Annotated in this window: 14 protein-coding genes and 1 tRNA gene; 6 read left to right on the top strand and 9 right to left on the bottom strand. The window is 63.7% G+C overall.

Going from position 1 to position 14,449, the window contains the following annotated elements; all coding sequences use genetic code 11:
- The first annotated feature begins 91 nt into the window (after positions 1 to 91).
- Positions 92 to 1,513, top strand: a complete 1,422-nt coding sequence (locus tag H9L14_RS02290; protein ID WP_187709068.1) for an MBOAT family O-acyltransferase — start codon at positions 92 to 94, stop codon at positions 1,511 to 1,513.
- A complete protein-coding gene (locus H9L14_RS02285; protein ID WP_187709067.1) occupies positions 1,488 to 2,675 on the top strand; it encodes a hypothetical protein in 1,188 nt (395 codons plus the stop codon). Before H9L14_RS02290 ends, H9L14_RS02285 begins: the two co-directional genes overlap by 26 nt.
- Positions 2,676 to 2,736: 61 nt before the next feature.
- Here the strand turns inward: H9L14_RS02285 and H9L14_RS02280 are convergent, their stop codons facing one another.
- A complete protein-coding gene (locus H9L14_RS02280) occupies positions 2,737 to 3,213 on the bottom strand; it encodes a hypothetical protein (protein ID WP_187709066.1) in 477 nt (158 codons plus the stop codon).
- 189 nt (positions 3,214 to 3,402) lie between these two features.
- Here H9L14_RS02280 and H9L14_RS02275 point away from each other — a divergent pair, with 189 nt between their 5' ends.
- On the top strand, positions 3,403 to 4,566 hold the full coding sequence (locus tag H9L14_RS02275) for an acyl-CoA dehydrogenase family protein (RefSeq protein ID WP_187709065.1): 1,164 nt from the start codon (positions 3,403 to 3,405) through the stop codon (positions 4,564 to 4,566).
- 3 nt (positions 4,567 to 4,569) lie between these two features.
- The gene (locus tag H9L14_RS02270) at positions 4,570 to 5,694 is read left to right on the top strand and encodes an acyl-CoA dehydrogenase family protein (RefSeq protein WP_187709064.1); all 1,125 of its coding nucleotides are present in this window, start codon (positions 4,570 to 4,572) and stop codon (positions 5,692 to 5,694) included.
- Here the strand turns inward: H9L14_RS02270 and H9L14_RS02265 are convergent.
- Together H9L14_RS02265 and H9L14_RS02260 are read right to left on the bottom strand one after the other, a co-directional pair.
- Positions 5,681 to 6,073, bottom strand: a complete 393-nt coding sequence (locus H9L14_RS02265) for a PaaI family thioesterase (RefSeq protein ID WP_343070214.1) — start codon at positions 6,071 to 6,073, stop codon at positions 5,681 to 5,683. The genes H9L14_RS02270 and H9L14_RS02265 overlap by 14 nt on opposite strands.
- A gap of 44 nt (positions 6,074 to 6,117) precedes the next feature.
- Positions 6,118 to 6,267: a hypothetical protein gene (locus H9L14_RS02260; protein ID WP_187709063.1), complete on the bottom strand. Its 150-nt coding sequence runs from the start codon at positions 6,265 to 6,267 to the stop codon at positions 6,118 to 6,120.
- A 118-nt stretch (positions 6,268 to 6,385) separates the two neighbouring features.
- Here H9L14_RS02260 and H9L14_RS02255 point away from each other — a divergent pair.
- Positions 6,386 to 6,461, top strand: a tRNA-Thr gene (locus H9L14_RS02255).
- Positions 6,462 to 6,470: 9 nt separating this feature from the next.
- Here H9L14_RS02255 and H9L14_RS02250 read toward each other — a convergent pair.
- Positions 6,471 to 6,914, bottom strand: a complete 444-nt coding sequence (locus tag H9L14_RS02250; RefSeq protein ID WP_187709062.1) for a universal stress protein — start codon at positions 6,912 to 6,914, stop codon at positions 6,471 to 6,473.
- 3 nt (positions 6,915 to 6,917) lie between these two features.
- Entirely contained in the window at positions 6,918 to 7,352 is a 435-nt protein-coding gene (locus H9L14_RS02245) for a hypothetical protein (RefSeq protein ID WP_187709061.1), read from the bottom strand.
- A gap of 148 nt (positions 7,353 to 7,500) precedes the next feature.
- Here H9L14_RS02245 and H9L14_RS02240 point away from each other — a divergent pair, with 148 nt between their 5' ends.
- Positions 7,501 to 9,015, top strand: a complete 1,515-nt coding sequence (locus tag H9L14_RS02240) for a thymidine phosphorylase family protein (RefSeq protein ID WP_187709060.1) — start codon at positions 7,501 to 7,503, stop codon at positions 9,013 to 9,015.
- Here the strand turns inward: H9L14_RS02240 and ppsA are convergent.
- The 4 genes from ppsA to H9L14_RS02220 form a co-directional block, all read right to left on the bottom strand.
- A complete protein-coding gene (gene ppsA, locus H9L14_RS02235) occupies positions 8,999 to 11,407 on the bottom strand; it encodes a phosphoenolpyruvate synthase (protein WP_187709059.1) in 2,409 nt (802 codons plus the stop codon). The two genes, H9L14_RS02240 and ppsA, sit on opposite strands and share 17 nt — an antisense overlap.
- A 61-nt stretch (positions 11,408 to 11,468) precedes the next feature.
- Positions 11,469 to 12,677: an efflux RND transporter periplasmic adaptor subunit gene (locus H9L14_RS02230; protein ID WP_187709058.1), complete on the bottom strand. Its 1,209-nt coding sequence runs from the start codon at positions 12,675 to 12,677 to the stop codon at positions 11,469 to 11,471.
- Complete coding sequence (locus tag H9L14_RS02225; protein WP_187709057.1) at positions 12,674 to 13,099, bottom strand: FtsX-like permease family protein; 426 nt, start codon at positions 13,097 to 13,099, stop codon at positions 12,674 to 12,676. The genes H9L14_RS02230 and H9L14_RS02225 overlap by 4 nt, the downstream gene beginning before the upstream one ends.
- Positions 13,096 to 14,448: an FtsX-like permease family protein gene (locus tag H9L14_RS02220; protein WP_187709056.1), complete on the bottom strand. Its 1,353-nt coding sequence runs from the start codon at positions 14,446 to 14,448 to the stop codon at positions 13,096 to 13,098. Before H9L14_RS02220 ends, H9L14_RS02225 begins: the two co-directional genes overlap by 4 nt.
- Position 14,449: the final 1 nt, after the last annotated feature.

The following is a 14,449-nucleotide window of genomic DNA, read 5'->3' as shown; positions in this document are numbered from 1 at the left end:
CCGCCTGCCGAGTCTCGTAGGTCGACGCGTGCACACTTGCGGGGGCGCAGTGCATGAAAGCTCGGGCCGGTGATCGCGGCAGACTGCCGCGATGATCTTCAATTCGCTGACCTTCCTGGTGTTCTTCGCGCTCGTGCTGGCTATGCACAACGCGCCTTTCTTCAGCTGGCACCAGAAGAAGATAAACCTGCTTGTCGCGTCGTACCTGTTCTACGCGGCCTGGAACCCGCCGTTCGTCATCCTTCTCTGGGTGTCGACCGTCGTCGACTGGTGGGCGGCGCAATGGATGGTGCGCGCCAAGCACCAACGGACGCGCAAGATCTGGATGATCACGTCGGTAGTCGTGAACATCGGCATGCTCGGTTACTTCAAGTACGGCGAGTTCCTGCTCGAGAATTTCGTCACGCTCGCGGCCTCGGTCGGCATTGCGTACCAGCCGCCCAAGTGGGACATCATCCTGCCGGTCGGGATCAGCTTCTACACCTTCGCGACCTTGTCCTACACGCTGGACGTCTACCTCCGCCGCGCCAAGCCGGCCCAGCACTTCCTCGATTACGCGCTGTTCGTGACCTTCTTCCCGCACCTCGTCGCGGGTCCGATCATGCGGCCGACCGAGCTGGTCCCACAGTTTGCAAGCAAGCGCAGAGCGACCGCCCACCAATTGTACTTCGGCCTGTCGCTGATGATCCTCGGCCTGTTCCAGAAGGTCGTGCTCGCCGACGGGTTTCTCTCGCCGGTCGTCGAAAAGGTCTACGACGCCCACGAGGGCGTCCCGATGGCGCTCGATGCCTGGGTCGCGACGCTGGCGTTCAGCGGCCAGATCTTCTGCGATTTCGCAGGCTATTCGACGACCGCGATCGGCGTTGCGATGTGCCTTGGGTTCGCGATGCCGGACAACTTCCGCTTCCCGTACGCGGCGGTTGGCTTCTCAGACTTCTGGCGACGATGGCACATCACACTGTCGAGCTGGCTGCGGGATTATCTCTACATCCCGCTTGGAGGAAACCGGCACGGTCCCGTACGCACCTACACTGCGCTCATGGGCACGATGCTGCTCGGCGGGCTTTGGCACGGCGCCGCCTGGACGTTCGTCGTCTGGGGCGGCCTGCACGGCACCTATCTAGCCGTCGAGCGCTGGCTCAGGGCGAGGTTCGCCGGATGGACCCCCGGACCGCTGGCATTCGTGGCCCTCGGATTGATGACCTACGTGCTCGTCAACATCACCTGGGTGTTCTTCCGGGCGAAGACCTTCGGTGGCGCGTCGACGATGCTGCAGTCGATGGCCGGCCTGGCCGAGAAGCCGGTCCCGATGATCGCGCTTCTGCCGATGATCTACGCCATGCTGATCATCTCTGCGATCGTCGGAACCCACTGGTGGATGCGCGACAAGACGCTCGAGATCGCGGTCGAGCGAACGCCCGCCTGGCTGGTTGGCGGCCTCCTCGCGATCATGGCGGTGGCAGTCCTAGCGGAACAGGGGAAAGGCAGTGCCTTCATCTACTTCCAGTTCTGACCCCGGCTCCGTTCCCAAGGGCATCCTCCAGCGCGAAGGCGCGTTGCCGGCCGGCCTTCGGCTGACCGCATCGGATCGGCCAGGACAAGCGCAGCCGGTTCCCACCCGGGATGTCCCCGCACAGCCGTGGGGACGAATACTCATCGGCGTTCTGGGCGCACTCATCGTCAGCGCGATTGGACTCGAGGTGAATGCGCGCGAACGCATAGGCCTTCACGCCGGCGACCTCGACAACAGCGAAATCGCGTGGAGCAATGAGAAATTGCGCGCGGCCGGAGCGCAGGCGGCGATTGTCGGCGATTCCCGGATCCTGTTCGACACCGACCTCGACCGCTTCGAAGCCTTGACCGGCGTGCGCCCGATCCAGCTCGCCATCCACGGCACCAGCGCCCTGACGCTTCTGGAAAACATGGCGGACGACCCCAATTTCAAGGGCGTCCTTATCGTCGGGCTTGCCGACACGATGTTCTTCCAGCCATTCGACGGGTACGGCGGCTACGTCAAAAAGTGGCACGAGTTTAGGGCGCCCTACAGGATCGTTTCGAACGAGATCGATCACGTCCTCCAGCGGAGGATCGCTTTCCTCGATTCCAATTACCGGCTGAGCGTCCTCGCCCATCGGCTAGACCGCGATTTCCGGCCCGGCGTCGAGGGCCCGATGGACGACATCTGGAAGCTGCAGGAGGTCGGCGAGCATCGTGCAACGCACCTCTGGGACCGCGTCGAATATGATCCCGCCTGGCGAGCCCGCACCCGCTGGGCCTGGAAGGGCTTCAAGGAGAAATTTCCGTACACGCCGGAGCTGATTGCGAATGGACACGCACGCGCCAAGGCTGCCGTCGACAAGATTCGGGCGCGCGGAGGCGACGTCGTCTTCATCCGACCGCCGTCCGCGCCGCAGCTTCGCGTGAACGAGGAAGCCCAGGTGCCCAAAGCGAAGGGCTGGGATTTCCTTCTGCGCAACACGCATAGCATCGGCATTCATGCCGACGATCTTCCGGTCTCCGCCCATGGCTGGAACCTGCCCGAATGGTCGCATCTCAGCCGCAAATGCGCGACCGTCTTTACGGACGCTTATGTGCGCCGGCTGACCGAGCTCACTCCGCGATTTCGGTTGCGCCCCGATGCCCCGCCCTCGCTCAGCCGCGTGGACTGCACTTAGCAACAAAAAAGGCGGCCCGTGCCAAAGCACGAGCCGCCGGGCGTTTCGACTTCAGACGAGATCAATCATCGTCGTCATCATCATCGTCGTGATCGCGCCAGTTGCGGTCATTGTGGTTCTGGTTCCAGTTGTGGTCACCGTTCCACTGATTGTTGTAGTTGCTGTAACCGTAGCGACCGTAGCGAGTGCGGCTGGCGATATAATCGACCCGCTGTTCGAGCTGCGCGAGACGACGCTCGACGCCATAGGCTCCACCCCCGCCGTAACGAAGCTGACGCTCGAGATCGAACGTCGCAGCGCGGAGGCTACGCGCCTCGCGATTGCTGATCACGTTCGCCCGGTCGAACTGGGCAATGTGGTTCTGCAAGCGGTCGATCCGGTACTGCAGATTGCCGTAATTATTGTAGCCGCCGTACCCGCCGTAGCCATATTGCGGCGGATAGTTGTTGTACTGCGGCGGATACCACTGCGCCGCGGCCGGGGTCGCAACTGCAAGGGCAGAAGCTGCAGTCGCAGCGAGAATCAGAAACTTACGCATTTCGGCTCTCCCGATGAGATTGGGGCCCTTTTGCACCCCTTGGGCTAACCCCATGCTGAACCCCTCCGTTATTCGTCGTTCATGCGCGACGTTACGGCATCCGCCATCCGGCCGGTTACGGTCGAATCCACGGCTTGATTCGAGCAAACTAAGAGGTCACGGACCTCTGTAACCTTCTCGGGGCGACCCATGGCTGATCTCGACATCTTCCGGTCCGAAACGCGCGCTTGGCTGGAGGCGAATTGCCCAGCCGAAATGCGCGAGCCGATGCGGTCCGAGGCCGACGCCTGCTGGGGCGGCCGCAACCCTACCTTCCAGAGCGACGCCCAGCGTCACTGGATGGAGCTCATGGCCGAGAGGGGCTGGACCGTCCCGCACTGGCCGAAGGACTATGGCGGCGGCGGGCTTTCGACCGCCGAGACCAAGGTGCTCAAGGAAGAAATGGCGCGGATTGGCGCACGCTCCCCGCTCACCAGCTTCGGCATCTCTATGCTCGGGCCTGCGCTGCTCAAGTTCGGCACCGAGGAGCAGAAGAAGCATTTCCTGCCCGAGATCGCGCGCGGCGAAATCCGTTGGTGCCAGGGCTATTCCGAACCGGGTGCCGGGTCCGACCTCGCCGGGCTGGCGACCAAGGCCGAGGACAAAGGCGATCACTGGCTGATCAACGGCCAGAAGGTCTGGACCAGCTATGCCGACAAGGCCGACTGGATCTTCTGCCTCGTTCGAACTTCGACCGAGTCCAAGCACCAGGGCATCAGCTTCGTCCTGTTCGACATGACGACGCCGGGCGTGTCGACCAAGCCGATCAAGCTGATCAGCGGCTACTCGCCATTTTGCGAAACCTTCTTCGACGATGTGAAGGTGCCCAAGGATCAGGTCGTGGGAGAAGTGAACCGCGGCTGGGACGTCGCCAAATATCTCCTCGGCCACGAGCGCGAAATGATCGCGGGCATGGGGCTCGGCGGAATGGGCGGCCTCGGCGCGGGTTCACTGGGCGCGGCGCTCAAACCCGACAATGCGCTGCTTCGGGCTGACATCGCGGCATTCGATGTAGACGCCCTGGCCTTCGCAGCGATGAGCGAGCGCTTCTTCGAGATGTTCAAGGCCGGTGAAGCGCATCCCGCCAGCCCGTCGATGATGAAATATGCCGGCACCGAGCTGAACAAGCGCCGCCACGAGCTCGTGATGGCCGCGGGCGGCTCCGACGCGCTCGAGTGGGACAGCGAGCGCTCGAAGAACGGCAAGAACGCTCGCGACTGGCTCCGCACCAAGGGTAACTCGATCGAAGGCGGCACGAGCGAGATCCAGCTCAACATCGTCGCCAAGCACATCCTCGGCCTTCCGGGAGCCTGACGCATGCCGCTTCTGACCGACGACCAGAAAATGCTGAAGGAAACCGCGGCGGGATTCCTTGCCGACGAGGGCGGGCCGGCGAAGCAGCTCCGTCATTGGCGCGACACCGGCTGCACCGACGGCTACGGCACGGAGCTCTGGAAGAAATTCGCCGAGCTCGGCCTCACCGGAATTTGCATTCCCGAAGATCAGGGCGGCCTTGGGCTCGGCTCGGTCGAAGCGGCATTGGTCCTTGAAGAAATCGGCCGCAACCTGACGCCCTCGCCATTCCTGACAACCGCTGTAGCCGGCGCACGTGCGATCGAAGGAACCGCGCATGCCGAGCGTTTGTATCCGGGTATCCTCGTCGGGGATTGCGTCCTCGCGCTCGCGGTCGACGAGTCTCGCGGACATAGCCCTGAAAAGACTGGCCTCTCGGCCGAGCGCCGGGGAAACGGCTTCGTCCTCAATGGCGCGAAGCAATTCGTCGTCCACGGCAATTCGGCTGATGTAATCCTAACGGTTGCGAGAACCTCCGGTTCGCCAGGCGACCGCGACGGGCTGACGTTGTTCGCTGTCCCGAAGGGAGCAGCGGAAGTCGACAGCGTAACTCTGGCCGACAGTTCCAAGGCGGCGCGAATCAAGTTCGACAATGTCGAGCTCGACGCTGACGCGGTGGTCAGCGAGGTCGACAATGGGTGGACGCCGCTGGCGCGGGCCCTGAATGCAGGCCGCGCTGGTGCTGCTGCCGAACTGGTCGGCGTCGCCGCCGGCGCTTCGACCATGACCGTCGAATATCTCAAGCAGCGGAAGCAATTCGGGAAGCTGATCGGCGAATTCCAGGCGCTTCAGCACCGCGCCGCTCATCTCCACGGCGAGATCGAGATCGCTCGTGCTGCGGCGCTCAAGGCCGCGGAGCTCATCGATTCCGGCGACGATAGGGCCGAGCTTGCGGTTGCGGTTGCAAAGGCAAAGGCAGCGGACGTGGCATCCCTAGCCGTTCGTGAAGGCGTCCAGATGCATGGCGGAATTGGCATGACCGACGAGCACGACATCGGCCTCTATCTCAAGCGCGAAGCGGTGCTGGGCGAGCTGTTCGGCGACGTCTACTATCACCGCAACAAGGTCGCGGAGCTCAGCGGCTACTGATCGCCGCGATCGAGCAGGAAATTGAGCCGCGCACTCGCAATCGGTCGTGAGCGCTCCTTCTGCCAGGCAAAGGCTTCGACGTTGGCGATGCGGGCCCCAGCCTTTCGATGATCGCCGCGGCGAAGGTCTCGCGTGCCGTCCCGCCCCGCATGTAGTCCACGGTGACCGTAATCGGCTTCATGACTACACCCTCGTCGCCCAGCTCTCGGCCAAGCGCCGTGAACGCTGCAAATTCAAGCAAGCCCGCAATCGCGCCACCATGAAGATATCCCGGCCGTCCGACGACATCGTCGTGGAACGGCATCACGACCAACGGCCCATGATCGCCATCCTCGATCCGGAGCTTCAGAAGCTGGACATAGGGTGGAAGATTACGCACCCGAGTGCGTTAGGCGAGCGAGGCAACAGCGCCAAGCGCGAAGGTCAGTCCTTCGATTTGTATCCGCAGACCGCGCCTAGGATGAAACTCGTGAACAAGGCGAGTTGCACTTTCCCGGCCGGGTCATCCCAACCGAAGTAGCGCGCGCCCCAACCAATCAGCGCGATAAACATGGTCATTGCGATCCAAACCATGTGCTCGTTCCTTACCGCGCCGGACACAAGCCCGGCAGAGTGAGGATGCTCCCAACAAGGTAAACAGACGGTAAAGCCTTGCCGCGCTAGGCCTCGGTGGCCATAGGCGCGTTTGAGGGCCGGATTAGCTCAGTTGGTAGAGCAGCGGTTTTGTAAACCGAAGGTCGCGGGTTCGAATCCTGCATCCGGCACCAGCACCGCCGTCACGTCGCCTGCTGCTCCTTGCCAGGTCGAAGGACGAGCACCGAGCAGCCCGCGTTTCGGGACAAACCTCCCGAATGCGTCGGCAGAAGCCGGTCGAGCATCGAATAGTGGTGCGGCGACAAGACGATGAGGTCGGCTCCGATCCGTTCGGCAACGTCGATAAGCCCACTGTCGACCGTGCCCGTTCCGACCTCGACATGGACCTTGATGCCGTCCCTCATCCGAGCAGCGATTTCGTCAAGCTCGGAGTACTTCTCGGCAATCCGCTCCTGATAGGAGTTGGGCCACCACTCCCCGGTTTCGACCGCCTCAGCGGCGGTTGCAATCGCGCAAAGTGTGACCTCGGACGAATAACAATGCGCCAGTGACTGGACGACCGGGAGAGCTTTTTCCCACGATTCCGGCCGCTTCAGGTCGACCGCCATCAAGATGCGCTTGAACATGGCTCAAGCCTCTCGCCGGGCCAGCGATTGGATGACGAGCTCGGGTGATGCGACGCCCGCCCAGGCGTGGTGGAGCGACCCGCCACGAGCGAACAGGAACGTCGCGCCCTGGTCACGGTCCAGCTTCAAGTCTGGTTCGGCAACCTTCTGGAACGCTTCCCACGCCGTCCCGTGCGGATCGTAAACGATCGCACAGGGGCATTTCGGCTCCGGCGAGACGCCATCCTGCTCGATCACGGTCAACAGCCATGCGTCGTAGCCGGAGAACTCGCACGCAGCCGTCGCATATTGGTCGAGAGCGGCGGTCTCCGCAGCCCGCCCCCGCGGGCAGAAGAGCACGACAAGGGCATGCCCCGCGAATGCAGCAGGACTGACCTTGCCCCCGCTAAGGCGCGGCAATTCGAGGTCTGGAATGCCGAACTTCAGTTCCGTGCGCATCGTCGCCTCGCAGATACAGAGGCTGAGTGGCTAGGCCCGGAGCGCGCGCGTTCGAATCCGTAATTGCCCTGATCCGGATAAGGACCATTGCGTAGCGTGAGCCCGTAGTGGCCTATGTAGCCACGCAAGGATGGAAACAGCGAGAGCCATGGACGACCGCCACGAGCAGTCTGGAGCGATCCTGAGGACGAAGCGGATCGGGCTTCATACGCAGCGGGAGCCGATCGTCGTCATGCGGAGCGATTGTCCCGTATGCCGTTCGGAAGGCCTCGCACCGAGGTCCCAGGTCCTTTTAAAAGCCGACGGGCGCGAAGTCGCGGCCATTCTTTTCCAGGGCGCGGACGAATTGCTCGCGCCGAACGAGATCGGCCTGTCCGAAGCCGCCTGGGAATTGCTCGGCGGGATCGAGCACGAGCGAGTTCGGATCAGCCACCTCCCTCCGGTCGAATCCATGGGATCGGTACGCGGGCGCATCTTCGGCGGATCGCTCGGGCAGACCGATTTGGCCCGGATTGTCGAAGACGTGGTCGCCGGAAGATACAGCGACGTCCAGCTTTCAGCATTCATCACCGCCGGGACAGCGGTCCCCTTCGACGACGAGGAGACTTTCGCGCTGACCGCCGCAATGGCCGGCGCGGGCGACCGGCTCGACTGGGAATTCGACGTCATCGACAAGCACAGCGTCGGAGGCCTCCCAGGTAATCGGACCACGCCGATCGTTGTCGCAATCGCGGCCGCCGCCGGCCTCCGGATTCCGAAGACGTCTTCCCGAGCGATCACATCCCCCGCAGGCACGGCGGACGCGATGGAGACTGTTACGAAGGTCGACCTCGACCTCGATACGATCCGCAAGGTCGTGGAAGCCGAAGGAGGCTGCCTCGCCTGGGGCGGAGCGCTGAGGCTAAGCCCCGCCGACGACATCTTCATCGGGGTCGAGCGGCAGCTGGACATCGACCCGGAAGGGCAGCTGATCGCGTCCGTCCTGTCGAAGAAAATCGCGGCGGGAGCGAAGCGGCTGGTGCTGGACATACCCGTCGGTCCAACCGCCAAAGTCAGGAGCCAGGCCGCGGGTCACGATTTGGCCAAGCGCATGACAGGAATTGCGGCTCGATTTGGAGTGGCCGCCCACTGCCTGCTTTCGGACGGGCGTCAACCTGTCGGCCGGTCGGTCGGGCCGGCGCTCGAGATGATGGACGTGCTCGCGGTCCTGCGTGGCGAAAGCGATGCACCGGCTGACCTTCGCGATCGGGCTCTTACGCTTGCCGCTGCGGTTCTCGAGCTGGGTGGAGCCGTCGGCAGAGGTCGCGGCAACGAACGCGCCCGGCAATTGCTCGATGACGGCTCGGCCTTGCGGAGGTTCGAAAGCATCTGCCGGGCCCAGGGCGGCTTTCGCGAGCCAAAAGTGGCTCGGTTGCACAGGATCGTGACGGCTTCGGGGTCAGGAACGGTGCAAGCCGTCGACAATCGGAAGATCGCCCGCCTTGCGAAGTTCGCGGGCGCCCCGGACTCACCCTCCGCCGGGCTTCGGCTCCATGCTCGCCTGGGCGACTCCGTCAATCGCGGCGACCCGCTTTTTACCCTTCACGCCGAGACGGCGGCGGAACTCAATTACGCCCTCGACTATGCGGCGAGCGCCGGGGATGCGATCACGCTTTCGAAGTAAGCGCCCGCACCGTCGTCACGAAACTGTCGGGGTTCAGCGAGATGGAGTCGATCCGCTTCTCGACGAGAAACTGCGCAAACTCGGGATAGTTGCTCGGCGCCTGTCCGCAGATCCCGACCTTGATTCCGGCCCGGTGCGCACCGTCGATCGCATCTCCAACCATGCGCTTCACCGCTTCGTCGCGCTCGTCGAAAAGGTCTGCGAGATCGGCTGAATCCCGGTCTACGCCGAGCACCAGTTGGGTCAGGTCATTGGAGCCGATCGAAAAGCCGTCGAACCGCTTGGCGAATTCCTCCGCGAGGATGACGTTCGAGGGTATCTCGCACATCATGTAGACTTGGAGACCATCCTTGCCGCGGCGGAGACCATTCTCCGCCATCGCCTGAAGGACCCGGTCTGCTTCGGTCACTGTTCGACAGAAGGGCACCATCACGATCAGGTTCGTGAAGCCCATCTCCTCGCGCACCCGCTTCAGGGCGCGGCATTCAAGCGCGAAGCCGTCCTTGTAGCGGTCATTGTAATAGCGAGACGCTCCGCGGAACCCGAGCATCGGATTCTCTTCCTTCGGCTCGAACGCCTCACCGCCGATCAGGTCCGCATATTCGTTGGTCTTGAAGTCGCTGAGGCGAACGATAGCCGGATACGGGTGGAAGGCGCTCGCGAGCTTTGCGACGCCAACGGCCAACCGGTCGACGAAATAGTCCGCGGGCGTCGTGAAGCCCTCGCTCAGGGCGCGGACCATTTCCGCATCGGCGGCGGACAGTCGCTCCGGATGCGCTGCGGCCATCGGATGGAGCTTGATCGCAGAGCCGATAATGAACTCCATCCGAGCCAGGCCGACGCCATTCGCCGGCAACCGCCACCATTCGAATGCTGCTCCCGGATTGGCCATGTTGACCATGATGTCCACGGGCGGCTCGCCGAGTGTTCCGACGTCGATCGTTTCCCGCACGAACGGCAGGATTCCCGAATAGACCGCTCCGCGCGATCCTTCCGCGCAGGAGACGGTGATCTCCTGGCCGGCCCGAAGGACGCTCGTCCCATTGCCGGTGCCGATGACGGCCGTCACTCCGAGCTCCCGCCCGACAATCGCGGCGTGGCTTGTAGGTCCGCCATGGTCCGTCACGATTCCGGCCGCGCGCTTCATGATCGGCACCCAGTCAGGGTTGGTCGCCTCTGCGACGAGAATTGCACCGTCCTCGAACCGTTCGATGTCCTCGGGATTTCGGACGATGCAGGCTTTCCCGCTGACGATTGCGCCGCCGATCGCGACGCCTTCGACCAGGCGCTGCCCCTTTGCCTGCAATGTATAGACGTCAAAGCTGGTGCCGGACTTGGCCGCATGCACGGTCTCCGGACGCGCCTGGACTATGAACAGCTCGCCCGAAGCCCCATCCTTTGCCCATTCGACGTCCATCGGACGGCCGTAATGCGCTTCTATCGCGACGCCCCAGCGAGCAAGCCGCAGGGCCTCATCATCGCTCAGGACAAAGCTTTCGCGCTCAACTTCGCTGGTCTGCAAGAGCTCCGTCCCGCGTCCATCCGCGCCGTAAACGAGCTTCTGGTTCTTCGCTCCCCGGACCTTCTCAATGATTGGCCGGTATCCGTTCCGCAGCAAAGGCTTGAAGACCATCAGCCGGTCGGGATCGACGGTACCCTGGACCACGGTCTCGCCGAGGCCCAAGGCGGCATTGATGGTCACGACGCGCGGAAAGCCGCTTTCCGTGTCAAGCGTGAACATGACGCCCGATCCGCCCAGGTCCGAGCGGACCATGAGCTGGACACCGATCGACAGCGCGACCTGCAAATGGTCGAAGCCCTTCGCCTCGCGATAGGTGATCGCCCGGTCGGTGAAGAGCGATGCGAAACAGCGCCGGCAGGCATCGATGAAGGCGTCTTCGCCCTGCACGTTGAGGAAGCTTTCAAGCTGTCCGGCGAAGCTCGCGCCGGGAAGGTCCTCCGCGGTCGCGCTGCTGCGAACAGCTACCGCGGGATTTGTCCGACCTGTCTTCCGGCCCAATTCGCAGTAGGCATCGCGCAGCTGCTGCTCGACCGGCGGCGGGAGTGTGCCCGCGAGAATGAGCGCTCGAATTTCCGCGCCAGCGTCCCGCAGCGACTTTTCGCCAGCGTGCAAGCTTGCAAGCAGATCCCTGATCCTCGGTTCGATTCCGTTGGAGGATATGTGCAGCCGATAAGCGTCGGCGGTCGTCGCGAAGCCGTCTGGAACGCGAATTGCCTGTGCACCGAGAGTTCCAATCAGCTCGCCGAGGGAGGCATTCTTGCCGCCGACTATGGCGACGTCGCCCATCCCAATGCATTCGAAAGGCAGAACGAAAGCTCCGGTCTGCAAAACCGCCTCGGCCTCGACAAGAGTGGAGTCGTTGTCTGCCATGGCGCGACAATCACCGCGCCAGCCGCGCCTGTCAGTGCGGAAGTCTACTTAGCTTGGGAGCTTAGTCGCGCTCGCGGACCCTGACGCCTTCGTCGACCTTGTCGCTCGGATGGAGGATCACGCGTTCTCCGGCGGCCAGACCGCTGACGATCTCCGCTTCCTCGTCATTCATCCGGCCTGCCTTGACCTGCTTACTGCGTGCCCTTCCTCCGGCATCCACGACAAACACGCTCCACTCGCGCCCCGAGCGGAAGAGCGCGCTGATCGGCACTTTCAAGACATTGGGGGCGGCTGAGACGACGATGCGAACCGTAGCGCGATACCCATGGCCCAGACGCAGCCAGGCTTCGCGCGGCTCGGCAAAATCGATGACCACGTTGACCCTCTGCTCCTCGACCCCCAGAGCGGAAATCTTCGTGAATCCGTACGGCTCGACCAGACGCACCCGGCCCTTGAGCGGACGATCTCCACCCCAGTCCTCGATGAAGACTTCCGCTCCCGGCCGAACGCGGACCGCGTCAGCTGATAAAAGGTCCGTGACGATTTCCAGCCGATCGGGATCGCCCACTTCGACCAGGGGGGTTCCCGCGACCACAACCCGCTCGCTCTCCTGCGGGACGCGGAGCACGAAGCCCGGGACGGGCGACGTCACGTCGACCGCTCCAGCGCCTTTGGCTTTCGTCCCCGCGACCATCAGCGCGGCGCGAGCGGCCTGAAGGCCCTGGGAGGTTGCCGCGACCGATTGATTGGCCTCGGCGAAGGCAGCGCGGCTGCGGTCCCGTGCCGCGCGCGCCCGGTCGACGTTGGCCCGAGAAACGAAGCCACGGTTGGCGAGGTCGGACGCCCGGCTGAACTCCCGCTCGGCGAGTATCTGCTCGGCGCGAGCTTCCGAAACCCGCGACTGCGATGCGGCAAGCTGCGCCTGGAGCGAACGGATTTCCGCCGTGGCCTGGGCATAGGCGCGCGCGTCGAGCGGACTGGGTTCGACCGGCTGGATCCTCCCGAGCAAGGTTTGCCTCGGCACGACCTGCGCGCCGGGCTTCAGCGGGACGCGCAAGAGCTGCCCGGTGATCGGAGCGGATACGACGTAGAGGTTGGTCACCCGCGTCTCCCCGAGATCGTCGATCGTGACGACGAGAGGACCGTGTTCAGCACGACCCAGCTCGACGTTCACTGCGGGCTCTCGAAGCGCAACGAAGACGGCTAGCGCGACTGCTGCGACAAGCAGTGCGAGCAACAGCCTCGGTCCCGTCAGCCAATTTCGCATCATTCCCTCGTCTTCAATGCGCGGACGAGGTCGAGTCGGTCGATCCTGCTTCGGATCAGCAATGCAGTCGCGGCCGCCGCGACCACCACTGCAAGCACGCCTTCGGCGGGCGTCTGGGGATTGAATCCCAATGGGATGCTGTAGAGATCGGCACTGAATTGCTGTGTCACGTACCGCGTCAGAGCGATGCCCAGGCCGATGCCGATCGGGAGTGAGATCAGCACGAGCAGGCCGAGCTCGCCAAGCAAGACGTAGGCGACTTCGCCTCTCCGAAAACCAAGGACGCGCATGGATGCTAAATCGCGCGCCCTCTCCGAGAGGCTAATGCGGGCGCTGTTGTAAACGACCCCAAGCACGATGAGCGCCGCGAACAACGTGTTGAACAAGGTCACGATACCCATCTGCTCTGCGACTGTATCCCTCACGCCCTGAACGATTGCCTGTTGCGAAGTGACCCCGCCACCTGCGGCGTCTCCTTCAGCGCCCGGAACACAGAGTCTCCGTAATTGCTGTCGACAGCAAGATAGGCGCCGGAAAGCGTCGCTCCCTCTCGAAGCATGCGGTTAAGATTGGCCCGGTCCAGCCGTGCTGACGAGCCGAGCGGCGTGTCGATGACGGCCGAGACCGGCAGGTCTAGGACCGGCCGCTCGCCCTCTGTCACGATCGCCCGGATGGGATCGCCAGCGCGGACGTCAAGGCGGCGCGCGAGCCTGCTCGAGATGACGACGCCTGATTGCGGAGGCTCGATCACGCGGCCCTTGAGGTCGACCGCACGGCTGAGGTCGCTTTGCGGCGGGGAACCGACGAGGCCCTCGCGGACTTCGTGATGACCTGCAACCAATCGCGCGCTGGTGGCGCGATACGGCTCTACCCGGAGCACTCCGGGAAGCCGGCTCAGCTCATAAAGTGCGCGGGCATCGCGTGGCTCGGCGAAGGTGACGACCAGATCCTCGCGCTCCGCCTTTCCGAACGCCAGCTCGATCATCCGGTCGACATTGTCCGTTGCGCTCGCCGACGCGATGTAGAGCGCGAGCGCAGAGGAGAGTCCGAGGACGGCAAGCATGCTTCGAAGGGGTCGGCGGAGAAGGCCGCGCAGAATCATCCTGCTGGGTTCGTCGGGTACTAGCGCCCGCGCGGCGTTCGCGGTCCATCGGCCGGAAAAATCCGCCGGCGCTGGAGGTCGCATCGCTTCGGCGGGGGTCAGCTTCGCAGCGCGCGTAACTGCGAGGGCCGCACCGGCGAGAACAGCGATCAAGGTCGCTGCGATACCGATCAGGTAGATATCGGCCCCGGCCCGGAATTCTAGGAAGGGAAACACGAAATAGCGCTGGTACATGCCCGCAAGTCCGCGGCCGAGCCAGGTCCCGAGACCGGCGCCTAGGACCAGTCCGCCGAATGACAGAAGAACGGCCAGCTGACCGTAGTGGAAGAAGATCGCCCGATCACGGTAACCGAAGGCCTTGAGCAGTCCGATGACCTCACGCTCCGTCTCGACCAGGCGGGCGAGTACGATGTTCAGGAGGAATGCCGCGACGGCCAGGAAGATCGGCGGGAGGATTTCGACAGTGGTCGCCAGCTGCTCGATCTCGTTGGACACGAACCGGTCGGAGATCTGCAGGTCGCGGCCGTAGGCGCCGATCGCCCCGTAGCGGTCGAGCACGATATCCAGTTTGCGGATGACCTCGGCGCGGTCGGCGCCGGGGGCGAGGCGTACCAGCGCCTCGTTGAAGGATTCTCGAAGGTCGAGCGCACCGGCGAGCGCTTCTTCGTTCATC

The sequence above is a fragment of the Sphingomonas sediminicola genome, from assembly GCF_014489515.1.
Classification (GTDB): domain Bacteria; phylum Pseudomonadota; class Alphaproteobacteria; order Sphingomonadales; family Sphingomonadaceae; genus Sphingomicrobium; species Sphingomicrobium sediminicola.
The sequence above is the reverse complement of the archived record's forward strand: the minus strand, read 5'-3'. Positions and strand labels throughout refer to the sequence as shown.

Excerpts from the sequence above, each read along its gene's own strand:
- H9L14_RS02290 (WP_187709068.1), top strand. The coding sequence starts at position 92 with ATGATCTTCAATTCGCTGACCTTCCTGGTGTTCTTCGCGCTCGTGCTG.
- H9L14_RS02280 (WP_187709066.1), bottom strand. The coding sequence starts at position 3,213 with ATGCGTAAGTTTCTGATTCTCGCTGCGACTGCAGCTTCTGCCCTTGCA.
- H9L14_RS02275 (WP_187709065.1), top strand. The coding sequence starts at position 3,403 with ATGGCTGATCTCGACATCTTCCGGTCCGAAACGCGCGCTTGGCTGGAG.
- H9L14_RS02270 (WP_187709064.1), top strand. The coding sequence starts at position 4,570 with ATGCCGCTTCTGACCGACGACCAGAAAATGCTGAAGGAAACCGCGGCG.
- H9L14_RS02260 (WP_187709063.1), bottom strand. The coding sequence starts at position 6,267 with ATGGTTTGGATCGCAATGACCATGTTTATCGCGCTGATTGGTTGGGGC.
- H9L14_RS02250 (WP_187709062.1), bottom strand. The coding sequence starts at position 6,914 with ATGTTCAAGCGCATCTTGATGGCGGTCGACCTGAAGCGGCCGGAATCG.
- H9L14_RS02245 (WP_187709061.1), bottom strand. The coding sequence starts at position 7,352 with ATGCGCACGGAACTGAAGTTCGGCATTCCAGACCTCGAATTGCCGCGC.
- H9L14_RS02240 (WP_187709060.1), top strand. The coding sequence starts at position 7,501 with ATGGACGACCGCCACGAGCAGTCTGGAGCGATCCTGAGGACGAAGCGG.
- ppsA (WP_187709059.1), bottom strand. The coding sequence starts at position 11,407 with ATGGCAGACAACGACTCCACTCTTGTCGAGGCCGAGGCGGTTTTGCAG.
- H9L14_RS02230 (WP_187709058.1), bottom strand. The coding sequence starts at position 12,677 with ATGATGCGAAATTGGCTGACGGGACCGAGGCTGTTGCTCGCACTGCTT.
- H9L14_RS02220 (WP_187709056.1), bottom strand. The coding sequence starts at position 14,448 with ATGAACGAAGAAGCGCTCGCCGGTGCGCTCGACCTTCGAGAATCCTTC.